This window comes from Vibrio sp. 1641 (assembly GCF_033339995.1).
Taxonomy (GTDB): Bacteria; Pseudomonadota; Gammaproteobacteria; order Enterobacterales; family Vibrionaceae; genus Vibrio; species Vibrio alginolyticus.
In genome coordinates this window covers 110,418-132,124 of record NZ_JAWOVP010000008.1, presented here as the reverse complement: position 1 = coordinate 132,124, position 21,707 = coordinate 110,418, and the positions used below count along the sequence as shown (strand labels likewise).

The window sequence follows — 21,707 nt, the reverse complement described above, 5'->3', positions numbered from 1 at the left end:
ATACAGATGCTGATAGTGTTAACTTCAGCGACATACTTGTTGGAAATAGAATCGTGATGTCGCTAAAGCTCCTCGGAATGATAGGTTATCAGTCAAATCATGACACTAACTAAAGCATGACTATTTTTTCCTGTACAAAAACACAGCTCCATGGTTAACATACTGCTATGTTAACCATTTTCTTGAGCCCTCTATGTCCGCCCAAATGTTATCTGGCGTCCCATTAACCTCCCTTTCTGGAGTTGGCGCGAAAGTCGCAGAAAAACTCGCCAAAGTTGGCTTACATAGCGTTCAAGATTTGCTGTTTCACCTTCCATTACGCTACGAAGATCGTACTCGTATTTACCCTATTGCCAAACTGCATGCTGGCCTTTGGGCGGCCGTGCAAGGTAAGGTCATGGCAGTCGACACCATCTTCGGTAAGCGCAAAATGCTAACGGTAAAAATCAGCGACGGTAATGGCACTATCACGCTGCGCTTTTTCAACTTTACCGCAGCCATGAAGAACAATTTCACGCAAGGTAAGTTAGTACATGCTTACGGTGAAATTAAGCGCGGTGGCATGGGTTTGGAAATTGTTCATCCTGACTACAAGTTTTACGTCAGCGAGCAAAAGCCCGATGTAGAACAGAGCTTAACCCCTGTTTATCCCACCACCGATGGATTGCGTCAAATCACATTGCGCAACCTTACCGAACAAGCTTTAGCCCTGCTTGATAAAACCGCAGTGCAGGAATTACTTCCAGCGGGGTTGTATGACCATCAAATCACGATGTCGCAAGCACTGCACACCATTCATCGCCCACCACCAACCATTAATTTAGATGAGTTTGACGAAGGCAAACATCCTGCCCAAATCCGCTTGATCATGGAAGAATTGCTCGCACAAAACTTATCGATGCTGGCGGTGCGTAGCAAAGGTCAGAAGGATTCAGCGCTACCTCTCGGTCCTTGTAATAAACTAAAAACGCAGCTTTTAGCCCAACTGCCTTTCTCTCCTACAAACGCTCAAACCCGAGTCGTACAAGAGATTGAAGCCGATCTAGAAAAACCGCACCCAATGATGCGATTAGTGCAAGGCGATGTTGGTTCGGGGAAAACATTGGTTGCCGCCTTGGCCGCTGTTAGAGCCATTGAGCATGGCCATCAGGTGGCACTCATGGCGCCAACCGAACTATTGGCCGAGCAACACGCTATCAACTTCGCAAACTGGTTTGAGAGAATGGGCATTCAAGTCGGTTGGTTAGCGGGCAAACTCAAAGGTAAGGCAAAGGAAGCCGAGCTGGCTCGTATTGCCAGTGGTGAAGCGCAAATGGTAGTGGGTACTCACGCGCTATTCCAAGAGCACGTTGAATTTCATCACCTTGCTTTGGTCATCATTGATGAACAGCACCGCTTCGGTGTCCATCAGCGATTAGAATTGCGTGAAAAAGGTGCAAAACAAGGCGCTTATCCACATCAGCTCATCATGACAGCAACGCCGATTCCGCGAACGTTAGCCATGACTGCTTATGCTGACTTAGAAACGTCGGTGATTGACGAGTTACCGCCAGGTCGAACACCAATCCAGACTGTCGCGATTCCAGACACCAAACGCAATGATATCGTCGAACGTGTCCGAAATGCCTGCTTAAACGAAGGCAAGCAGGCATATTGGGTGTGTACCCTGATTGATGAGTCGGAAGTATTAGAAGCGCAAGCCGCGGCAGATACCGCAGAAGAGCTTCAACGTAAGCTACCGGACGTAAAAATTGGTCTAGTACACGGACGAATGAAGCCGGCAGAGAAACAAGCGGTGATGCAAGATTTCAAAGACAATAAACTGCATTTGCTGGTCGCAACGACAGTGATTGAAGTTGGTGTGGATGTGCCAAACTCTAGCTTGATGATCATAGAAAACCCTGAACGTCTTGGTTTGGCACAATTACACCAGTTAAGAGGTCGCGTGGGCCGAGGTTCCGTTGCTAGCCATTGTGTGCTGCTGTACCACTCTCCGCTGTCAAAAACCGCGCAAAAACGTCTCGGAGTACTACGTGAAAGTAACGATGGCTTCGTCATTGCGCAGAAAGACCTAGAAATTCGTGGCCCTGGAGAACTATTGGGTACAAAGCAGACAGGTCTTGCTGATTTCAAAATCGCAGACTTAGTTCGAGATCAACGCCTGATTCCCGAAGTTCAGCGTATTGCGCGTCATATTCATGACAATTACCCGACTAACGCAACAGCAATTATCGATCGCTGGTTGGGTGAGCGGGATATTTACTCCAAAGCGTAATGATTGAAAGCGAGCCAAATGGCTCGTTTTTTAATACGCCAAAAACAAAGCAAACGTTTGCTTTTTGAGTAAATCTCTCTATAATCGCGCACAAATTTTTAAGTGTGTTAGATCACACTCCACCAACCTGAGTTGACTCTGATTAACAGCAATCACAGGTAACGACGTCAACTCCACCCTGCTCTCCCATTCAGCGAGAACTAGGGAAATATTGCGACTAGCGAGACAAACAATGACAACTTCAAACCGATCTTCGGAACTGGTCTATCAACTCAACGATCGACCACCTTTGCCTCAAACCATTTTTGCCGCACTTCAGCACTTATTGGCGATGTTCGTCGCGGTTATCACTCCGTCACTGATCATCTGTCAGTCTTTGGGTGTACCTGCAGACCAAACGAACACCATCATCAGCATGTCTTTATTTGCGTCAGGCGTGTCTTCGTTTATTCAAATTCGCACCGTTGGCCCAATTGGCTCTGGTTTGCTCTCTGTTCAAGGCACCAGCTTTAACTTTTTAGGTCCTATTATTGGAGCAGGCCTATCGCTGAAAGCCGGTGGAGCAGACATCAGCACCATGATGGCTGCCATTTTTGGTACGATTTTAGTCGCATCATTTGCAGAAATTTTCCTATCTCGCGTATTGGAGCATGCCCGCCGAATCATCACTCCGCTCGTTTCAGGCATCGTCGTCACTCTTATCGGTCTCACACTGATTCAAGTCGGCTTAGTATCAATGGGCGGTGGCTACGCAGCATTAAATGAAGGAACCTTCGGCAGCTTAGACAAACTTGCTCTGGCTGGGACGGTACTTGGATTAATTGTGATTTTAAACCGCTCGAAAAACCCATACATCCGTGTGGCTTCAATCGTGATTGCGATGCTAGTGGGTTACATCATGGCGTATTTTATGGGGATGGTAGATACTTCTCAGCTAGGCGCAACCGAGATCGTAGCACTGCCCGTACCAATGCAATATGGCTTATCGTTTGACTGGTCTCTGTTCATTCCGCTGGTACTGATTTTCTTTATTACCGCACTAGAGGCCATCGGTGATATTACCGCAACATCTGAAGTGTCTGGTGAGCCAGTAAAAGGCCCAGTGTACATGAAACGCATTAAGGGCGGTGTGTTAGCAGACGGCTTAAACTCTGCAATCGCAGCCGTTTTCAACAGCTTCCCGAACTCAACGTTTAGCCAGAATAACGGCATCATCATGCTAACAGGAGTCGCGAGCCGCTACGTGGGTTACTTTATTTCAGGCATGTTAGTGATTCTTGGCTTGTTTCCTGGCGTCGCTAGCTTTGTTCAGCTGATTCCTGAGCCAGTACTTGGCGGCGCAACGATTGTCATGTTTGGTACGATTGCTGCCGCTGGTGTGCGTATTATCTCTCGTGTTGAGCTCGATCGCCGCGCAATTCTGATCATGGCCTTATCCTTCTCAATGGGACTTGGTATCGCACAAAAACCAGAGATCCTGCAATTTATGCCAGAATTTATTAAGAGTATTTTCTCAACTGGTGTTGCAGCAGGTGGCATCACTGCGATCATTTTAAATTTACTTCTGCCAGAGAAACTGGAAGACGAAGATGAACTTCCTCAGGAAGTGAAAGAGTCTTAAGATTATTGAGAATAAGAAAAGCCCAACCTATTTAGGTTGGGCTTTTTGTTTAAAGGGTGCAGGCCATCGACTTACTTGGTAGGAAAGCTGATTTGAGCGATTAAACCGCCTTCACTGCGATTACGCATCACCACAGAGCCTGAATGTTGGCTGATTATACGCTTCACAATCGCCAACCCTAGCCCAGTGCCTTCACTACCGCGAGCGGTGTCACCACGCGTAAAGGGTTCAAATAACCTCGCGATTTGGGAATGCTCGATACCCGGTCCGTTGTCCTCTACTGAAATCCACACTAGCTGCTTATCTGCTGTCACACCAGTGCTGATTTTGACCCAGCCATTGCCATAACGTAGCGCATTCACAACTAAGTTACTGATCGCCCGCTTAATCGCAATCGCGCTTCCTTTGGCTGGCGGCAAGTTAAGATTAAGATCTGTTTCAATTTCAACCTCATAACCACCTTCAGAACTGGCGACGTCACTGGCAATCGTACTGATATCAACCGCTTCAAACGATTCTTGGTTCACCGGTTTGAGGTAATCCATAAACTGACTGATGATCTCATTACATTCTTCCGTATCGCTAATGATCCCCTCCGCAAGATAGCTGTCCTCAGGAGACATCATTTCTGTCGCTAGGCGAATACGCGTCAGAGGCGTTCGTAAGTCATGGCTAATCCCCGCCATTAATAAGGCTCGGTCTTCTTCTAGCTCTTGAATACCTTTCGACATTTGATTAAAGGCTCGAGTTACAGAGCGAATCTCCGATGCGCCTTTCTCTGCTAAGGGGGGCGGGATCTCACCTCGACCGACGTCTTTCGCGGCTCTCTCTAAAGCCAAAAGTGGACGGTTTTGCAAACGAATAAACAACCAACCACCAGCAATGATCAGCAGCGCCATAATCAAACTGTTACGAAACAGCGGTGCAAAATCTTCTTCTTGCAGCTCAGATAACGGAATACGAATGATGGAGTTCGGCAACTTTTCGATGTGCATCCACAAAATGTAACTTTCATCGCCAAGCAATAAGCGTACTTCTGTAGGCGAACCCAGCTCTTGGCTCATTTCTTCAGACATCAAATCAATCGACATTGCGTGATGAAATTCAATCGCCTTATCGCTGTCAAGGCTGTGAACCGTCACCCCTAATCTTTCTAATAATTGACGCCTTAACGGTGCATCAGACTTTAAAGGTCCTTCATCATCAAGCACCAAATTGAGCTCATGCGCGAGAATTTTATTGAACTGCTGCAAACTCGGCATCAACGCGTAGTTAAAAACGGCGTAGTAAGAGAAAACTTGGCTCGCGAGAAGCAAAGAGATGAACAGCAGAATAGATTGTGTCAGTGAACTTCGGATGCGCATGGAACGTTCCTAGTGGTCCTAATCGCGAAATTTCAGCCTTCAAAGGGAAGGTAATGAAGGCTGAAGTTGCTATAGCCAAGTGCTGGCTATGGAGTGAAGAGGTTACACCTCTTTGCCGTCTGGGACGAAAACATAACCTAGGCCCCATACGGTTTGAATGTAGCGCGGCTTGCTCGGATCGTCTTCTAACATGCGACGTAAACGTGAGATTTGTACGTCAATAGAACGTTCCATTGCAGAATATTCACGGCCACGCGCCATGTTCATCAATTTGTCTCGTGACATTGGCTCACGTGCATTCATCACGAGCGCCTTTAGAACAGCAAACTCTCCAGAGGTGAGTGGCATTGCCTCGTCACCGCGGAACATCTCGCGAGTGCCTAGATTGAGTCGGAACTCCCCGAACTCCACCACTTTTTCTTCCGTGCTTGGTGCACCCGGCAACTCTACGGTTTGGCGGCGTAATACGGCCTTGATGCGAGCCAATAATTCGCGTGGGTTAAACGGTTTTGGCAAATAATCATCCGCCCCTACCTCAAGACCTACGATGCGGTCCACTTCATCACCTTTCGCGGTGAGCATTAAGATTGGCAACATATTGTTCGCGTGGCGTAGACGACGACAAATTGACAAACCGTCTTCACCTGGCAACATTAGGTCCAGCACCATTAAGTGAAAGTTTTCGCGCGTTAGTAGGCGATCCATCTGTTCGCCATTGGCGACACTTCGTACCTGAAAACCTTGCTCAGAAAGGTAACGCTCCAATAGAGCACGTAAACGAGCATCGTCATCAACCACTAAAATTTTATGATTTTCTTGCATTGAAACATCCTTTCAGAAGCGTCTATTGTCGAAAATGTATCACTGTTTTTCCTAACGTGCTCAAGCAAATTGTTACTCTTTTTATCTTAAGCGCTTTATTCTCTCTCTAGCAGGTATTTTCAGCACCTACTATTGACCATAATTCCATTCCAGTTCACGTTTGGCCTCAAGCAGCTCTTGCTGTGCCTCAGCCAGCTTGTGACGTTTTTTCTCAATTTTGTCTGCTTTACCTGAATGCTGAGCTTCGACTAATTCTTCCTCTCGCTCATCAACTTCTTTAGTCTTTTCTTCCACTTCTGCTTGCAGCTCTTGCCGCAGCTCACCTTCCGAGCATTCATTCTGGATAGCGGAAAGTGCTTGCTCCAAGCCTTTAATGCGATGCTCATTACCTTGCGCTTTTGCATACTCAAGCTGCTGCTCTACCGCTAACTCTTTAGCGTCACAGCCTTTCACTTCATCTTGAGCAAAAACTGAAAGTGAGAAACCTATTGTTAGTGCAGCACTACACATGACTGCTTTGTTCATTTTACTTCTCCGAGAAAGGCACCATGCCTTTATACCAAATATTCTGACATTGAGACCCAAGTCACTCCTAGTGAACTTCATGAGACTTGAATCGGTGATAAAGCCTCAGTCTTCCGAGGCCGGTTGAGTATATTCAATTGAGTTGATGAACCACTCTTTTTCACCTTCTGGGGTGCGTACCGTGAACTCTTCATCCACTTGTTTTTTCAACATCGCTCGCGCCATAGGTGAATCGATAGAGATGTAGTCTTTCGCATCGCCATAAATCTCTTCAGGCCCGACAATACGAAACTTTTTCACTTCTCCTGCCTCATTTTCTATTTCCACCCATGCACCAAAAAAGACTTTGCCTTCTTGTTGCGGAGAATAGTCAACGATCGTGACTTCTGGCAGGAATTTACGAAGGAAGCGGACACGACGGTCGATCTGACGGAGTAAACGTTTATTGAAGGTGTAATCCGCATTTTCTGAGCGATCGCCCAGGCTCGCCGCCCAAGTGACGATCTTGGTGATTTCCGGGCGCTTTTCATTCCAAAGGTAATCATGCTCTTGTTTGAGTTTGTTGTAACCTTCTCGTGTAATCAGCTTAGTTTTCAAATTAACTCCTATCTCAACTAAAAAATGCTGCTCTTTGGCAGCATTAAGGAGATGATATACCCAAAGATCCAATGTTTTTCAGGCTTTGGGTATCAAGGTGATAAGGCGGCCAGAGTGTTACTTTTCGTAATCCGGTTTTTGCGTCACGATGTAATTCGTATCACTCGAAACAACCGCGCCATGTTTTAGGAAGTTTTTACCTAAAATCATGCTGTAATGGAAGCGACCTCGGTCCTGTAAGTTGACTCGGATCTTCTTCTCTAATTCGCCAAGCTTAACATGCATTTCAACCACAGGGCGTACGTTCGCTTTCTCGCCTTTCTTAGCTTTAATACGCATGACATCAACAACAGGCTTGGTAAACGCCTGTTTCATGCCAAGATCGTTCTCATAGGTAAAGCTCACCATGTCTTTGCCGTCTTTCTTAAACTGCTTGATGTTCTTAGCATTGATTGAGCTTACATCTGCACCCGTGTCTAACTTCACAGGGAAAGACATCCCCTCAACTTCAGCCACTTCGATATGGCCAGCTTTGAAAAGTGGCCTTGCATCTAGTAGATGGTCTGCGCGAGTGTTCAGCAACACACCACCCTTGGCTATGTCATGACCAAAGACGAAAAAGGGTTGAGTGTCACCCTCATCAAGCACATCGAGCGCAAACTTCATTGATGTGTCTTTTCTACCGAGAAGAAAGTCTCCTTCGACAACAGGGCGAACCGCGCTGCCAACCTTGAGCTTTTTCAACACTGGTTTGGTGATTTTTTCTTCTTTCCCCTCATCGTTCATTAAATAAAACGTGACGGATTCATCCTTACCTTTTTCTGTTACTTCAAACCCATTTACACGCAGTAATGGCGTTTTCACAGTAAAAGTGGGGTAAGCAGGGACGGTATAACCATCAATGGTGACCTGTTCTTCTGGTGAAACGACAAGAGGTTTTGATTTGAGTGCGCTTTTGAACGTTTTTTCTACGCCACCCAGTAGATTTTCTCTGTCCGTATCAATAACAAAGTGCTGACTCGCGACGTCCCGACCTAAGCGAATTTGCGAACTGAACTTACTGCGATCACGCAGATACACCAACCAACGTTGAGTTTCATTTTCGCCGACTTTGACGGGTAAATAGACTAAAGGGCGCTCGCTTTTGGTCGTTTTCAGCATTCGTACCAAGGGTAATGTCATTGGATGACGCTTGCCATTCTCGCCCTCTAACATAAAAGAGACTTCGTTATGCTTTTTGTCTACCTTGATGTCCAGTGCATGGACGTTGGTATAACGGCTAGAAGTTGAAATGCTGATCTTATATGGCACACCTTCGACTTCAACCGTCTCTTTTTTGCCAATCATTTTTGCGCGTGGCTGTTCTTGAAGGTAATCGTAACCAGCGAAGACCCATGCGTTATCATCGAGATAAGTTTTACCAATCAAGATAGGAGAAGAGAATTGCGTACGCTTGGTCAGGTTCACTTCCGTATCAACGGTGTGACCAGCGATTGTCATCGGCATTTTTATTGTCGGGCGTAGGATGGGCTTTTTGCTTGTTCGACTGCGAATCGCGCTCACTCTTTCCAGATCATCGGTAATCTGTATTTCCTTCCCTGTATAAGGGTGAGGAACCGTAAAGCTAACCTTTACTTGATATGGCTTAAAGCTGTCGGCGTCCCACTTTGCCTTCGTACCACCTAAGTCATCGACAATCGCCCAAAGTAACTCGTTATCTTTCAAATCTTGGTAATCTGGGTGTGAGCTACTGACATGGATATTCTCCGCATGCATCGATGTCGTATCTGCACCAGTATCAATCTTGCCAATAAATGGCACCGCTTTTAGTTCCGGAATGTCACTGTAGTAGACGCTCTCCACACGCCCTAGTACCAATTTGTTATCGAGCTGATAAACGGGAGCTTGTGTGGTTCCTGAGATAGACTGCGCCCAACTAAGCGGGGCGGCAAGTAAGGCACTCGTAAGCACTAACGCCAAAGACATTTTTTTCATCATGATTATCCGTATAAGCCGAGGTACATTTAGTGATATCAACAACCGTGGAATTAGGTTAGTCGATAACTGCGGATATAAGTTCTCAATTTAATTACAGTTTTGACATAAATCTGACTGATGTCCACCAGCGCCCGGTAAATTTTTGCCTCGTTAATTTAAAACATTGCAAATTCTTCGAATGACCCCAATGTTCTATACAACCAAAACCGAATTAAAAGAGAAAACACGGATGAGCCAAGCTATCTGTCGCATGATTGCTCAAGAACTGAATGTTCGCCCAGAGCAAGTCAACGCCGCTGTCACCCTAATTGATGATGGCAACACTGTCCCTTTTATTGCACGTTACCGCAAAGAGGTGACGGGGGGCCTTGATGATACCCAGCTGCGTACTTTGGACAGCCGTCTGTCTTACCTTCGTGAAATGGATGATCGCCGTCAAACCATCCTCAAATCAATCCAAGAGCAAGGCAAACTGACGCCAGAGCTAGAACAAGAGATCGCGCAGGCAGACAGCAAAACTCGTCTTGAAGACTTATACCTACCTTACAAACCAAAGCGTCGTACGAAAGGTCAGATCGCGATTGAAGCTGGTCTTGAACCACTCGCAGATCAGCTTTGGAATCATCCACAAACCGAGCCAGAAAGCGAAGCAAGCAAATACCTTGATGCAGACAAAGGCATCGCAGACACCAAAGCTGCATTGGATGGCGCTCGCGCGATCATCATGGAGCGCATCGCAGAAGACGCAAACTTACTGGAAAAAATTCGCAACCACTTAAATCGCAATGCGGAACTGGTCTCACGAGTCGTTGAAGGCAAAGAGCAAGAAGGCGAGAAGTTTAAAGATTACTTCAACCACAACGAGCCCCTAAGCAAAGTGCCATCGCACCGCGCACTGGCGATGTTGCGTGGCCGTAACGAAGGCTTCCTGACATTGGCAATGAATGCCGATCCAGAACAGGAAGAAGGCGCTCGTCAGTCTTACTGCGAAACGATTATCGCCGACCATTATGGCGTGACGCTAAGCAGCGCACCGGCGGATACCTGGCGTAAGCAAGTGATCAGCTGGGCATGGCGCATCAAAGTATCGATGCACATGGAAACCGAGCTAATGGGCGCAATGAAAGAGCGCGCTGAAATCGAAGCGATTGAAGTATTCGCCACTAACCTAAAAGACTTGTTGATGGCAGCACCGGCTGGCCCTCGTGCAACACTTGGCCTCGATCCGGGTCTGCGTACAGGTTCAAAAATCGCGGTTGTCGACTCAACAGGTAAAGTGCTTGCAACCGAAACCATCTACCCTCACCCACCACAAAAACAATACGACAAGTCAGCACAAATCGTTGATCAGTTGGTGCGTAAGTACAATGTGGATTTGATTGCGATTGGTAACGGTACGGCTTCACGTGAAACCGACAGCTTTGTCGCAGACGTCATCAAACGTGGCAACCTGAAAGTTCAGAAGATCATCGTAAGTGAAGCGGGGGCTTCGGTTTACTCAGCGTCTGAGCTTGCAGCAAAAGAGTTCCCGAATATGGACGTATCACTGCGTGGTGCAGTGTCGATTGCACGTCGTTTGCAAGATCCATTGGCTGAACTCGTGAAAATTGATCCGAAATCTATTGGTGTGGGTCAATACCAGCACGATGTAAGCCAATCTATGTTGGCAAAACGCCTAGATGCGATTGTGGAAGACTGTGTAAACGCGGTTGGTGTTGATGTGAACACTGCTTCTGCGGCGCTACTGACGCGCGTAGCAGGCTTATCAAGCACCATCGCGCAGAACATTGTCGACTTCCGTGATGAAAACGGTCGTTTCGAAGCACGTACAACCTTGAAGAAAGTGCCTCGTTTAGGTCCTAAGGCGTTTGAACAGTGTGCGGGCTTCCTACGTATTATGGATGGTAAGAACCCTCTTGATGCATCTGCCGTTCACCCAGAAGCCTACCCAGTGGTAAAAGCGATTTCTGAAAAGAACAACAAAGACATCAAAGCACTGATTGGTGATTCAAGCTTCCTAAAAGGTCTGCATGCAGTCGACTACACCGACGATAACTTCGGTGTCCCAACCATTACAGACATCATCAAAGAGCTAGATAAGCCAGGTCGTGACCCACGTCCAGAATTCAAAACGGCGACGTTTGCAGAAGGTGTAAACTCGGTATCTGACTTGGAACCGGGCATGATTCTAGAAGGTGTGGTATCGAACGTAGCCAACTTCGGTGCCTTCGTTGATATCGGCGTTCACCAAGATGGTCTCGTACACATCTCTGCACTGACAGATCGTTATGTGTCTGACCCACGTGAAGTGGTGAAAGCGGGCGACATCGTCAAAGTGAAAGTGATGGAAGTTGACGTGCAGCGTAAACGTATTGGTCTATCGATGCGTATGAACGACGAGCCGGGTCAAGACAACCGTAGCCAACGCTCATCAGCAGCGCCGCGTCGTAATGACCAACCGCAGCGTCGTCAGCCTCGCCGTGATGATTCGTCATCGAACAGCGCGATGGGCGGTGCGTTTGCTGCAGCGTTTGCTAAAGCGAAAAAGTAATCTTACCTAGGCTTCACCGCTAACGAGCTTTCATAACTAAAAAGAAAACGCTCCAATCAGTCAACCTGCTTGGAGCGTTTTTGTTTGAGTAGGATATTGAGTCGTCATAATACTGCTATCACTTCTGACGGGGTATGGGGAGCGACTGCATGACCATAATGAAACTTGATCACCTTCCTGCGCTTTTCCATTAATCCTTCATTGATCGCAGCATCCAAAATGCGCTTTGGTAAGCGAAAGCGGATCGCGTAGCCTTTCCCCTGGTCTTCACTATACGATTTGAGCGCAAGCAAACTAAAAAGCCGTTCTAGTGTATCTTCCGGCTCTTCTTGATAACGCGTGTCGACTTCCGTTTCCATATCATAATCAGGATGCTCTGAAGGATCCCAAGAAGACTGACGTCGGCGCTTGTCGTCACCTTTTACTTTTCGCTCTGCATTGGTTTTGGCCAATGCGACCGTTGGTGTTACAGGCTCTCGGACTTTATTGTCGCGAGCTGCTTGTTCCGTCTGCACATTCACGGATGGGGCGATCAGTGGCACACTTACGTTGGTCGGTGACACAATCATTGCGAACCCTCCTCAGAGTCGCCCAACTCGTCAATATGGCTTAGCTTTATTGGCTAATAAAACCTCACCACCCTTTATATCGACCACTTTTTAAACAACTTGAGGTATTTCCGCTCGTACTTGCTCAATCGTGAGCAAACTCTCGGATTTGAACACAAAATTCGTCATGTTCGGTGATAAAAGGCGCATGAGAGGACTGATTAAAAACAAACTGCTGGGTATGAGGCAACTGTTCACTTAAATCGTTAGCTACTTTAATTGGCACCAACCCATCTAAACGGCCATAAAGACGCAACATTGGAACAGAAAGAGACGTCAACGCATCGCGCAGATCCACATCAGCAAGGATGTTTAGCCCAACCAACAGCGATTCAGGGTTTGGCTGAGGGCGCGATAGTACCGCTTGCTTGAGCTGTTTAACGTCTTTACGCGCTGATGGGCTGCCCATCGCTTGCAACGCCATAAAGCGCTCAATGGTCAGTGAGAAATCTTCTAGCAACTGAGAGGTGAACGCACTCAGTACATTCGGTTGAATGCCACGCCACGGTTTTTCTGCGGCAAATTTAGGTGAGCTGGCAACCGTAATCAACTTAGCCACGCGCTCGGGCATATTTAATGCCACATGCGTCGCCACTAAACCTCCGAGGGACCAACCAAGCCAAATCGCGTTCTTTGGCGCACCTTGCACCACCAAGTTAGCAATATGGTCTAAATCTTCAGCATGAGATTCGGCGCTATGTCCGTACCCCGGAAGGTCAACCACATGAACTCGGAAATAAGGTTGAAGAGACTCGACTGTCTGCTGCCATACCGCACCATTCATGCCCCAACCATGAAGTAACACCAAATCTGGTCCCTGACCAAATGACTGCCAGTGTAATTTCGTGCTCATGCTCTCAATCTCTCCCACTTATTTTATTCCCTACGGCTTCAGCCAAACGTTAGGCTGAGTAAAATATCACCATGAATAAACGCTATGTTATCTCATCACTGGCAAAACATCATGCATCGTGTATTGAGCAGTCAATGCGGCCTGTGTCGGTTCCCTATTCAAACACCAAGCCACACAAATACTCTGCGCTGGTGCGAGCACTGTTTAAAATACCTAACTCCGGTAAAACGATGTCAACGCTGCGGTTTATCATTACAGAAAGAAGAAATGAGTACGGATAGTATTTGTGGTGAATGTCTTTCAGAGCCACCGCCATGGCAAAGGCTATACACGTTAGGCGATTACGACTTTCCCCTTTCACGGGAAGTACAACGCTTTAAAGATCACGGAGAGTCTTGGCATGTAAAAGCATTAACCGAGCAACTGGCACAGCGCATCACCACGCCAGCTCCAATCATTACCAGTGTGCCATTGCACTGGCAGCGTTACCTGCGCCGGGGTTTTAATCAAAGTGATGTTTTAGCCCGACACCTCGCCAAGCAATTGCAGACTAATTTTGATGCGAAGGTCTTTCGTCGAGTAAAGCTCGCCCAATCACAGCGTGGTAATACCAAAACAAGCCGTGAACAAAACTTAAAAGGCGCGTTTATTCTCAATAAGCAACCTCACTCTTCCCATGTTGCCATCGTCGATGATGTAGTCACCACAGGCAGTACCGTCCGACAATTATGTCATTTACTACTTGAAGTTGGCGTAGAAAGCATCGATATTTACTGCATCTGCAGAACACCTGCTCCTCGTTCTCTCTAGATCGCTTCGCCATGCCTTAGCATCAAAAAGACTAGACCCATACGTCAACAAGAGTAGAATAGCAGCAGTAACCTACAAATTTACTCGGGTATTCGTCGTGTCAAATATTACTATTACAGAAACTGCGCAAACGCATTTCGCTAACCTTTTAGGTCAACAACCTGAAGGCACTAACATTCGTATTTTCGTTGTGAACCCAGGTACACAAAACGCTGAGTGTGGCGTGTCTTACTGCCCACCAGAAGCAGTAGAATCGACCGACACTGAACTCTCTTACAGCGGTTTTTCAGCTTACGTGGATGAGCTAAGCCTGCCATTCCTTGAAGACGCTGAAATCGATTTTGTTACCGATAAAATGGGCTCTCAGCTAACGCTAAAAGCACCTAACGCTAAAATGCGTAAAGTTGCGGACGACGCACCACTGGTTGAGCGCGTTGAGTACGTTATCCAAACTCAAGTGAACCCACAACTTGCTGGCCACGGTGGTCACGTAAACTTGGTTGAGATCACTGAAGACGGTGTTGCGATTGTTGCATTTGGTGGCGGTTGTAATGGCTGTTCTATGGTTGACGTAACACTTAAAGAAGGCATCGAGAAAGAACTGCTAAACCAGTTCATTGGTGAACTAACCGCAGTTCGTGATGCAACAGAACATGACCGTGGTGATCACTCTTACTACTAAGAGTAAACACTGTCAGAAAATGGGAGGCTTCGGTCTCCCATTTTTGTATCGATACTGAGGTGATGCTGAGATGCTTAGCTCGACTCGTAAAATCCGCTAGAAACTCAGGCGGAGTTCTCATATATTAAGAATCTTACGCATCTCGTAAACGCCAACGACACCAAGGAGCCAGCGTCATGCCGAAACGAACCCCACCAGAGATACTCTCATGCCAGACGGTTGCAAAATCCAAACTGTTTGCTGTGGAAGCGCTCGACCTTCGTTTTTCCAATGGTGAGCATCGTACTTATGAGCGTATGAAGCCAAGTGGACGAGATGCTGTAATGGTGGTTCCTGTAACAGAACAAGGCGATTTATTACTGGTGCGTGAATACGCCGCTGGAACTGAACGTTACGAGCTAGGTTTCCCAAAAGGGCTGATTGACCCAGGAGAAACACCACACCAAGCTGCGGATCGTGAGTTAAAAGAAGAAATCGGCTTTGGCTGTAATCAGTTAACCCCGTTGAAACAAGTTATCCTCGCGCCATCTTACTTTTCGAGCAAAATGACTCTATTTTTAGGACAGGCGCTTTATCCAGAGAAGCAAGAAGGCGATGAGCCTGAACCACTGGAAATTGTGCGTTGGCCACTTGCGCAAGCCGAAGAGTTATTAACTCACATGGATTTCTGTGAAGCACGAAGCATCACAGCGCTAATGTTGGCACTGAAACACTTACCAAACACCACTCACAAGCATAACCAATAACGGTCATTAGAACCGAATAACACTGTGAGTAAGGACTATCACTTATGCCAATGACAAAAGATCTATCTCACCTACTTCCTCAAGTCATCGAGATTGCCCGCAGTGCTGGGCAAATGATCCTCGAAATATATGAAAAGAAGCAATACGAGGCCTACACCAAAAGTGACGAAACTCCCGTAACAAGTGCAGATATTGCAGCTCACAAGTTCATCACTGAACGCTTGAGTGATCTGACGCCTGACATTCCCGTGTTGTCAGAAGAAGACGCAGACATAAGCTTAGAGCAACGCGCTCAGTGGGAACGTTATTGGTTAGTCGACCCTCTTGATGGTACTCAAGAATTCATCGCTCGCAGTGGTGACTTTGCCACTATTATTGCGTTGGTCGACAACAATCGACCAACCATGGGCGTCGTTTACGGCCCTGTATCTGGCGTGACTTACTACGCTTATAATGGCAAAGGCGCCTGGAAAATTCCCGACATGTCGGACAGCGTCAAAATCCATACACACAAACACGAACAGCCAGAGCAAAGCATCGCAATTGCTATTAGTCGTCGCCAAGACATCAATCGTATTACTAACCGTATGAGCAGCGCCTGGAATTACGACTTAATACCGCTCGGTTCTGCGGCATTGAAAGCATGCCTCGTCGCGGAAGGGGCTGTGGATTGTTACTTACGTCTGGGGCCAACTGGCGAGTGGGACACCGCTGCAACACAATGCATTGTTGAAGAAGCTGGCGGACGTATTCTCAGCACGCAATTAGAACCGCTGTCATATAACGAGCGGGAAACACTAGAAAACCCGAACTTTATTGTTCTTGGTGATGCGGATTTACCTTGGAATGAGATTTTACAACGCAAAGATTAAGCGCCCTATCGGTAAAATTTAGAGCACAAAATTCTAGCAATAGAAAGGCCACGAATATCTTCGTGGCCTTTTCTTTTTGACCTTCTGTACAGCACTTGGAGTATTTGGCCTACTATGTTCCAATTACTTGCAAAGCTGAACAAAAGAAACAAATCGATTAAAAATCATGGCTTTAAACTTTCACTCATTCCCAATCAAGATCGAATGTACAGCGAATAGAGGTTTTAGCTTACGATGATCCAAAAGCAAAAAGAGCTGCACAATAGCAGCTCTTTTAAGATATTGGATTTTGTCACGATAGGTTAGAAGCGCCCTTGGTAATTAAACTCATATTGACCTTGAGCATTCGGCTTACCCAACCATTTCAGTTGCTCCCCCATGCTGGATGGGAACTCTGCACCAGGTTTGAACCACGCTTTGGTTGAGTATCGTTGATTAGGCATCAGCTCTGCTGAGAACGCCGCAGAGACTTGTTCGCTGCTCTGCTCACCAGTTGCCGTCAATACACTATCCTGACAGTTTATATCGGCAATCACAGGACCGAGATCTAAGCTGCCAACGGGGCTTTGAATACCACTGGCATTCCATACTAAAGTGCCTTCACCGTTCTTACACCAAGGCGCAGCATAAGTCGCATGACGAATATTCAGCTCAAGCTGCCCATCAACACCAACAGGCACAGGGAGGCGCGCTTGCTCAACAACTTTTACCGCCGGAATCGAGGCAACTAAGTTTTTGGCATAAGGGCCATCACTTAAGCTATAGCCGACAAAACCGCGCCCACGAACGTCCATTTCACTACCACGACCAAAGCGCACAGCAAACTCAGCTTTACCTGTCAGTAGACTCGACCATTGGAAATCCCAATTAACTTCTCCAAGGTTCTGGTGCTGCCAACGAATACTAGCAGCTTGACCTTGCCATACCGAACCGTTGGCTCCTTGAATGTCCAGGCCTCTCACTGTTGGTGCTTGTTGTAACACCCAAGAGACTGGTAATCCCATTAAAAGACTGACTGAAAAAAAGACGATAAAGATAACAACGTAAAGTACTGCTCGCTTCACCTTAACCTCGCTTAAACTGAAGGCGGTTTACATCGATCATGCCCGCTTGCTCTGTTCGGTCGATATCTAAAAATTCGACTTCAATACCCTGTTGCTCTTTCAAGTAACGTAACCAATCCACTAGTTGATTAAACGCGAGTGGTTTGATCCACACTTGAACGCTCTCATTACGAGGTTGTACGCGAATCAACTCAACTTTATAACGACGAGCTGAAGAAGAAACCAACTGATTCAACGGTTGACTAGAGTAGCTCACACCGCTGCTTTTTCGCAGTGCAGTGATGCCATCCGCTTTATCTTGTACCCAAGCTAGCAACTGTTTTTCGCTTTGAATACGTGACTGAGCTAGCTCCGCACGTTGGCTCATTGGCTGTAATAAACCCCAATAAATAATACCGATAACGGCAATAGCGCCACATCCCATGACCAAACGCTGCTCACGCTGCGAGATGCTACTCCACCAAACCTGAGCTTGAGAAATTAAGTTTTTCATCATCACCTCACAAACGCTTCAAAACAAAGCTGCCAACCACAACGTTATCGCTACGGTTCAACTGACCTTGCTCAACATTAAACTTCTCTGCCAATTTCACACGAGCTTGCTCAAAAGGTTGGAAGTCTGAACTACGAGCCTGAATACGTACTTCGCCACGTTGTCCGTCGTATTTAAAGCTAGTGATCTCCAAGTCGCTGACCTGACCAAGTGTCGCGGGTAATGCCGCCAACCATGACAACATTGCCTGCTGACCACTTCCACCAGATAAGCGGCGCTCTTCATCATCCATTTGTCGTTTGAGGTAACTAACGGTAGGAATGCGTCGTTTATTTGGGAACACCTGGCGGAAAATACGCTCACTCTCCTCACGATACGCTTGAGCTTGTGCTTCGTACTTGTGGACCACGAGCAACTGCTGCGCAACCATGACGACGATAAGCACCCCCGCAGCAATGGTAGCTTTTTGCCAGAGCTTCCAGTATTTACCCCAAGAAGATTTCGGCTTGAAGATCCCAGTCAGCAAATTGACTTTGCTTTCTGTCACCCCCTTCGCCAGTAAAGCTATCGTCATTTCTTCTGGTTGCGGCTCCCATATTTCAGGTAACGCAGATTCCGGGACCGAGCTATAGCAATCGAGCTTCCAACCTTCATGATTTTGTAGATAAGAAGAGAGGTAAAGGTCTAACCAAGAAGCGTCGACAACCGCGCCCTCTGTCGCAGAGTGACGAATTAGCCATTGCTCGCCAATCATTGCAGCACTGCTGTGCTCTCCACGAACCGGTAATGCAAGCACATCGGGTAAAATGCGTTTAATGGCGATACCTTGGCTTGAAAAACGTTGCAGTACAGTCTGAATCCAAGCACGTTCAACTGCGCAAATCTGCGCTTTGTCCGCTTGTTTACCCAACACGCTAAAGTGCAGGCCATCAACGTCCTGAGCAACTTCGTCTTCCACTAAGTACGGTAACATCGCCTCGAATTGGCGTGTTGCACCAGGTGGTATATCCACTTGCGTCAGGACCACATCATTACTCGCCAGCAGCGCCACAACTTGGCGCTGACCAGCATATGAGACCAACTCATCTAAGTGTTCCCATCCGGCGATTTCACCGCTAGCAATCACTTCCTGTTGATCTGTCGACCACACCACCCAAGGAATGGTACTTTGTTGTTCGCTACTCAGCCGAACGGTCAGAAACTCGCTCACTGATCCCTCCAAAACGACGGCGAACTACGGTCACCGTTTCTCTATTTGTACTTTGCAAAAGGCTTCGGATACGTACACGTGATTCATCCACCAACACTTGTGCATCCAATTCAAAAAAGGCGCTATCCACACCCAAATAGCCTTTGGCGTTTTTCTTTACATCTTCACTTAAGCCAGCCATTTCTGACTCTGCTAAAAATTCATCAATGCTATCCCACCCATCAAATGGGCGTTTTTCAATTAGCTGAATCGCATCACTACTGCTTAAGTTTGGTGAGAACATTGCCACCAAAATCGGAGCTTGCTCAACATCAATCGTATTCACGTTTAAACGCCAGTCATCACTTGGTAATGCACAGACCAGCGGCTCCAATTTTTGGAAAATTTCACCACTCACCTGATAGACAGCCCGTAACTCGGAAGCATCTGCCATCCAACCATTTGATGCTAAATAGGAAGGCTTCATCGCTTCATATGTGCTGTCTTCAACCCCAGTAGTCGAACGGACAGAGTCGTCAGCATCAATGTATTCCCAAGTAGAGTCTGCAATGATTTCTGCTTGATATGGCTCGACATCCAACTCTTCTAATAGGCGCTGCAATACATTCACTAAATATGGTCTTGTAATTTGCTGACCCGTTGGTTGCACACGACTCAATACATTTAGATTAAAGCACGCTTGCTTGTCTCTAATTCGTCCCGCCGCTTGACCATAATCTAACGGATAGACTTGCTCTTTTATCGCCCACGGTTGACTCATATTAATCGTGTCGGTGTCTTTATAACTTTGCTCGATACCCACTTTTGCTAGCGCCTCGACGCCAAGGCTGTACCAATACGCTTGCTGGTAATTGATTTGATTAGCGCCTCGCTGAAACTGCAAGAACAAACGTTCCGACATACTGGCAGCAACCGTCGCCATAATCGCCAGCAACATCAACACTATAATCAAAGCAACACCGCGTTGACGGTTAACCATTATTGCTGTCTCCTGAACTTTCCTCTTTCTGACTCAATGTGCCATCAGGAGTGAGATAAGTGCGGGCAATTTCTCCATAGTCTTTGAGAGTGAGAACAACAGAAACCGCTTTCGGCAGCGCTTTTTCTTCAGCCCACTCTTTTTTCCATTGCTTACCATCATAGAAACGCATATCAAATGACTCGACCTGCGTTAGCAATGGAGTAACAGTACCTTGTTGCCCAACCGGCGTATCAGGATAGCGCCACCATACTCGCTGCAGTGTTTCTTCTTTTAAGCGATAGCCAACCTTGGTTACTTCTCCACGAGGGAACTGCTGCTGAGGGTTGTGCCAACCTAAACGGGCAAACATCAGCCCTTTAGTATCGGAGTCCAACAGGTAATCGGACCAAAAAATTAGCCGGCTAGCAGGCTCTTCACCATTAGTACGTGTTTGACGCATCGCCATTTGACGAAAATCGTTATCCATCATCACCATGGCACGCTGAATTTCGTTTAAGCGTTGGGTTCGTTCTTGTGATAGCGCATTGCTACGCTGTACTTGCGATACCACTTGGTACGCAGCGACACTTAAACTGGCAAAGATGGCAATCGATACCAACACTTCAATAAGTGTAAAACCTTTTACCCTTTGGCGCGTGTTTGCGCGGGGATGATTATTGCGCCACATAGCTTCGTACCGTTACTACGGGGCTCGCGCTTTTCTCTACCGAGACGCTCACATCAAATGCTTTCAGCAATGGCTGCGTCGTGGCGACTGGCGTGACTTTCCAGAACCAAGTGCGTCCTGCCAGCTCTTCTGTGCCGTTTTTCGCTTTGAGTTCTCCGGTATTCAACATCACATTTGCCATCTGATTATCCACAACCATGGCTGCAAACATTTTTTCTTCTAAATAACTGATTGTATTAATATGCTGGCTCACGGAGCGAATGACACTGATGGCAGCGGTGGCGAAAATTGCCAGTGCGACCAATACTTCCAGTAAGGTCATGCCTCTCGTCCGGCGATGACTCAAATTTGGGCGAGCTTGCTTAAAATTGCGCATTCTCATCCTCTTTCACTTCTTCGCCCGGAGCTAATAACAAGACTTGTCCACTTTCTTTGCCAATGACTCGCCAACCGTCATTAAAGGCATCACCATTTTGCGGAAAAAAAGACAGGGTAAATGGCGTGACTTCGGCGCTGGAAAAGATAAACACTTGCGGTGGCTCAATTTTCTTTTCGTCCTCTTCTTCTGTGAACATGTCTTCATCAAAAAGAGAACCTGGTTTGAATAAGCGCTCATCATTATCCCAAGCACCACCTCCGAGCTCGAGTTGTAGCGCAATATCTTCTTCTAGCTTGGTTTTGCTCGGAATCTGCTTTAATTTCAGAGGCTGCCAACCTTCTGAGGTTAAACTCAGTAAAACGTAGGTCGATTTGGCATCATCCACTCGAACGCCAAAATCTTTACCGCTCAGCACCGCTTCTTCATTGAGCAACTGTAAACGCTGAAAAAAGCTTTGAGCATACTGTTTGGAAAGATCTTTTTGGCTAGTCGGTAACGTCGAGATCACGGCCACAGCCGTAAGAGATAGCAAAACCAGCACCAATAGAATTTCTATCAATGTAAAACCGTTATGTTTTCGCATTTGTT

At 46.9% G+C, this 21,707-nt stretch carries 21 protein-coding genes; 7 read left to right on the top strand and 14 right to left on the bottom strand.

Annotated elements, in window-relative coordinates; genetic code table 11:
* Positions 1–193: 193 nt before the first annotated feature.
* Positions 194–2,275, top strand: a complete 2,082-nt coding sequence (gene recG / locus R7Z47_RS16525) for an ATP-dependent DNA helicase RecG (protein ID WP_033905919.1) — start codon at positions 194–196, stop codon at positions 2,273–2,275.
* Between the two features lie 232 nt (positions 2,276–2,507).
* Positions 2,508–3,896 (top strand): uracil-xanthine permease family protein, encoded by a 1,389-nt coding sequence (locus tag R7Z47_RS16520; RefSeq protein WP_005379335.1) that lies wholly within the window; start codon positions 2,508–2,510, stop codon positions 3,894–3,896.
* A 71-nt stretch (positions 3,897–3,967) separates the two neighbouring features.
* Here the strand turns inward: R7Z47_RS16520 and envZ are convergent, their stop codons facing one another.
* From envZ to R7Z47_RS16495, 5 genes are all read right to left on the bottom strand, one after another.
* A complete protein-coding gene (gene envZ, locus R7Z47_RS16515; RefSeq protein ID WP_017820700.1) occupies positions 3,968–5,260 on the bottom strand; it encodes a two-component system sensor histidine kinase EnvZ in 1,293 nt (430 codons plus the stop codon).
* Positions 5,261–5,362: 102 nt separating this feature from the next.
* Positions 5,363–6,082, bottom strand: a complete 720-nt coding sequence (gene ompR, locus R7Z47_RS16510; RefSeq protein WP_005379333.1) for a two-component system response regulator OmpR — start codon at positions 6,080–6,082, stop codon at positions 5,363–5,365.
* A 129-nt stretch (positions 6,083–6,211) separates the two neighbouring features.
* Positions 6,212–6,607 (bottom strand): DUF1090 domain-containing protein, encoded by a 396-nt coding sequence (locus R7Z47_RS16505; RefSeq protein ID WP_151514502.1) that lies wholly within the window; start codon positions 6,605–6,607, stop codon positions 6,212–6,214.
* Positions 6,608–6,712: 105 nt separating this feature from the next.
* Complete coding sequence (gene greB, locus R7Z47_RS16500; RefSeq protein WP_005379321.1) at positions 6,713–7,204, bottom strand: transcription elongation factor GreB; 492 nt, start codon at positions 7,202–7,204, stop codon at positions 6,713–6,715.
* Positions 7,205–7,321: 117 nt separating this feature from the next.
* Positions 7,322–9,202, bottom strand: a complete 1,881-nt coding sequence (locus R7Z47_RS16495; protein WP_222712368.1) for an ATP-dependent zinc protease — start codon at positions 9,200–9,202, stop codon at positions 7,322–7,324.
* Positions 9,203–9,431: 229 nt separating this feature from the next.
* Here R7Z47_RS16495 and R7Z47_RS16490 point away from each other — a divergent pair, with 229 nt between their 5' ends.
* Positions 9,432–11,753, top strand: coding sequence for a Tex family protein (locus R7Z47_RS16490; RefSeq protein WP_017820698.1), 2,322 nt, complete (start codon positions 9,432–9,434; stop codon positions 11,751–11,753).
* A 104-nt stretch (positions 11,754–11,857) separates the two neighbouring features.
* Here R7Z47_RS16490 and R7Z47_RS16485 read toward each other — a convergent pair whose 3' ends face one another.
* A complete protein-coding gene (locus R7Z47_RS16485; protein WP_005379316.1) occupies positions 11,858–12,322 on the bottom strand; it encodes a hypothetical protein in 465 nt (154 codons plus the stop codon).
* Positions 12,323–12,446: 124 nt separating this feature from the next.
* Positions 12,447–13,214 (bottom strand): pimeloyl-ACP methyl ester esterase BioH, encoded by a 768-nt coding sequence (gene bioH, locus R7Z47_RS16480; RefSeq protein ID WP_213886567.1) that lies wholly within the window; start codon positions 13,212–13,214, stop codon positions 12,447–12,449.
* Positions 13,215–13,298: 84 nt separating this feature from the next.
* Here bioH and R7Z47_RS16475 point away from each other — a divergent pair, with 84 nt between their 5' ends.
* From R7Z47_RS16475 to cysQ, 4 genes are all read left to right on the top strand, one after another.
* A complete protein-coding gene (locus tag R7Z47_RS16475; protein WP_025998648.1) occupies positions 13,299–14,024 on the top strand; it encodes an amidophosphoribosyltransferase in 726 nt (241 codons plus the stop codon).
* Positions 14,025–14,121: 97 nt separating this feature from the next.
* On the top strand, positions 14,122–14,706 hold the full coding sequence (nfuA, locus tag R7Z47_RS16470) for a Fe-S biogenesis protein NfuA (RefSeq protein ID WP_005379313.1): 585 nt from the start codon (positions 14,122–14,124) through the stop codon (positions 14,704–14,706).
* 176 nt (positions 14,707–14,882) lie between these two features.
* The gene (gene nudE, locus R7Z47_RS16465) at positions 14,883–15,452 is read left to right on the top strand and encodes an ADP compounds hydrolase NudE (protein WP_005379309.1); all 570 of its coding nucleotides are present in this window, start codon (positions 14,883–14,885) and stop codon (positions 15,450–15,452) included.
* 44 nt (positions 15,453–15,496) lie between these two features.
* The gene (gene cysQ / locus R7Z47_RS16460) at positions 15,497–16,324 is read left to right on the top strand and encodes a 3'(2'),5'-bisphosphate nucleotidase CysQ (protein WP_005379308.1); all 828 of its coding nucleotides are present in this window, start codon (positions 15,497–15,499) and stop codon (positions 16,322–16,324) included.
* A 302-nt stretch (positions 16,325–16,626) separates the two neighbouring features.
* On the opposite strand, the gene R7Z47_RS16455 is transcribed toward cysQ, so the two are convergent.
* The 7 genes from R7Z47_RS16455 to R7Z47_RS16425 are packed head-to-tail and all read right to left on the bottom strand — an operon-like array spanning position 16,627 to position 21,702.
* Positions 16,627–17,388 (bottom strand): type II secretion system protein N, encoded by a 762-nt coding sequence (locus R7Z47_RS16455; RefSeq protein WP_222712369.1) that lies wholly within the window; start codon positions 17,386–17,388, stop codon positions 16,627–16,629.
* A 1-nt stretch (position 17,389) separates the two neighbouring features.
* Positions 17,390–17,881 (bottom strand): type II secretion system protein M, encoded by a 492-nt coding sequence (locus R7Z47_RS16450; protein ID WP_005383002.1) that lies wholly within the window; start codon positions 17,879–17,881, stop codon positions 17,390–17,392.
* A gap of 7 nt (positions 17,882–17,888) precedes the next feature.
* Positions 17,889–19,091 (bottom strand): type II secretion system protein GspL, encoded by a 1,203-nt coding sequence (gspL, locus tag R7Z47_RS16445; RefSeq protein ID WP_262606847.1) that lies wholly within the window; start codon positions 19,089–19,091, stop codon positions 17,889–17,891.
* The gene (gene gspK / locus R7Z47_RS16440; RefSeq protein WP_005379302.1) at positions 19,060–20,070 is read right to left on the bottom strand and encodes a type II secretion system minor pseudopilin GspK; all 1,011 of its coding nucleotides are present in this window, start codon (positions 20,068–20,070) and stop codon (positions 19,060–19,062) included. Before gspK ends, gspL begins: the two co-directional genes overlap by 32 nt.
* Positions 20,063–20,740, bottom strand: coding sequence for a type II secretion system minor pseudopilin GspJ (gene gspJ / locus R7Z47_RS16435; RefSeq protein ID WP_053307279.1), 678 nt, complete (start codon positions 20,738–20,740; stop codon positions 20,063–20,065). Before gspJ ends, gspK begins: the two co-directional genes overlap by 8 nt.
* Positions 20,727–21,116, bottom strand: a complete 390-nt coding sequence (gene gspI, locus R7Z47_RS16430) for a type II secretion system minor pseudopilin GspI (RefSeq protein ID WP_017635009.1) — start codon at positions 21,114–21,116, stop codon at positions 20,727–20,729. The genes gspJ and gspI overlap by 14 nt, the downstream gene beginning before the upstream one ends.
* On the bottom strand, positions 21,103–21,702 hold the full coding sequence (locus R7Z47_RS16425) for a prepilin-type N-terminal cleavage/methylation domain-containing protein (RefSeq protein ID WP_262606846.1): 600 nt from the start codon (positions 21,700–21,702) through the stop codon (positions 21,103–21,105). Before R7Z47_RS16425 ends, gspI begins: the two co-directional genes overlap by 14 nt.
* Between the last annotated feature and the right edge of the window lie 5 nt (positions 21,703–21,707).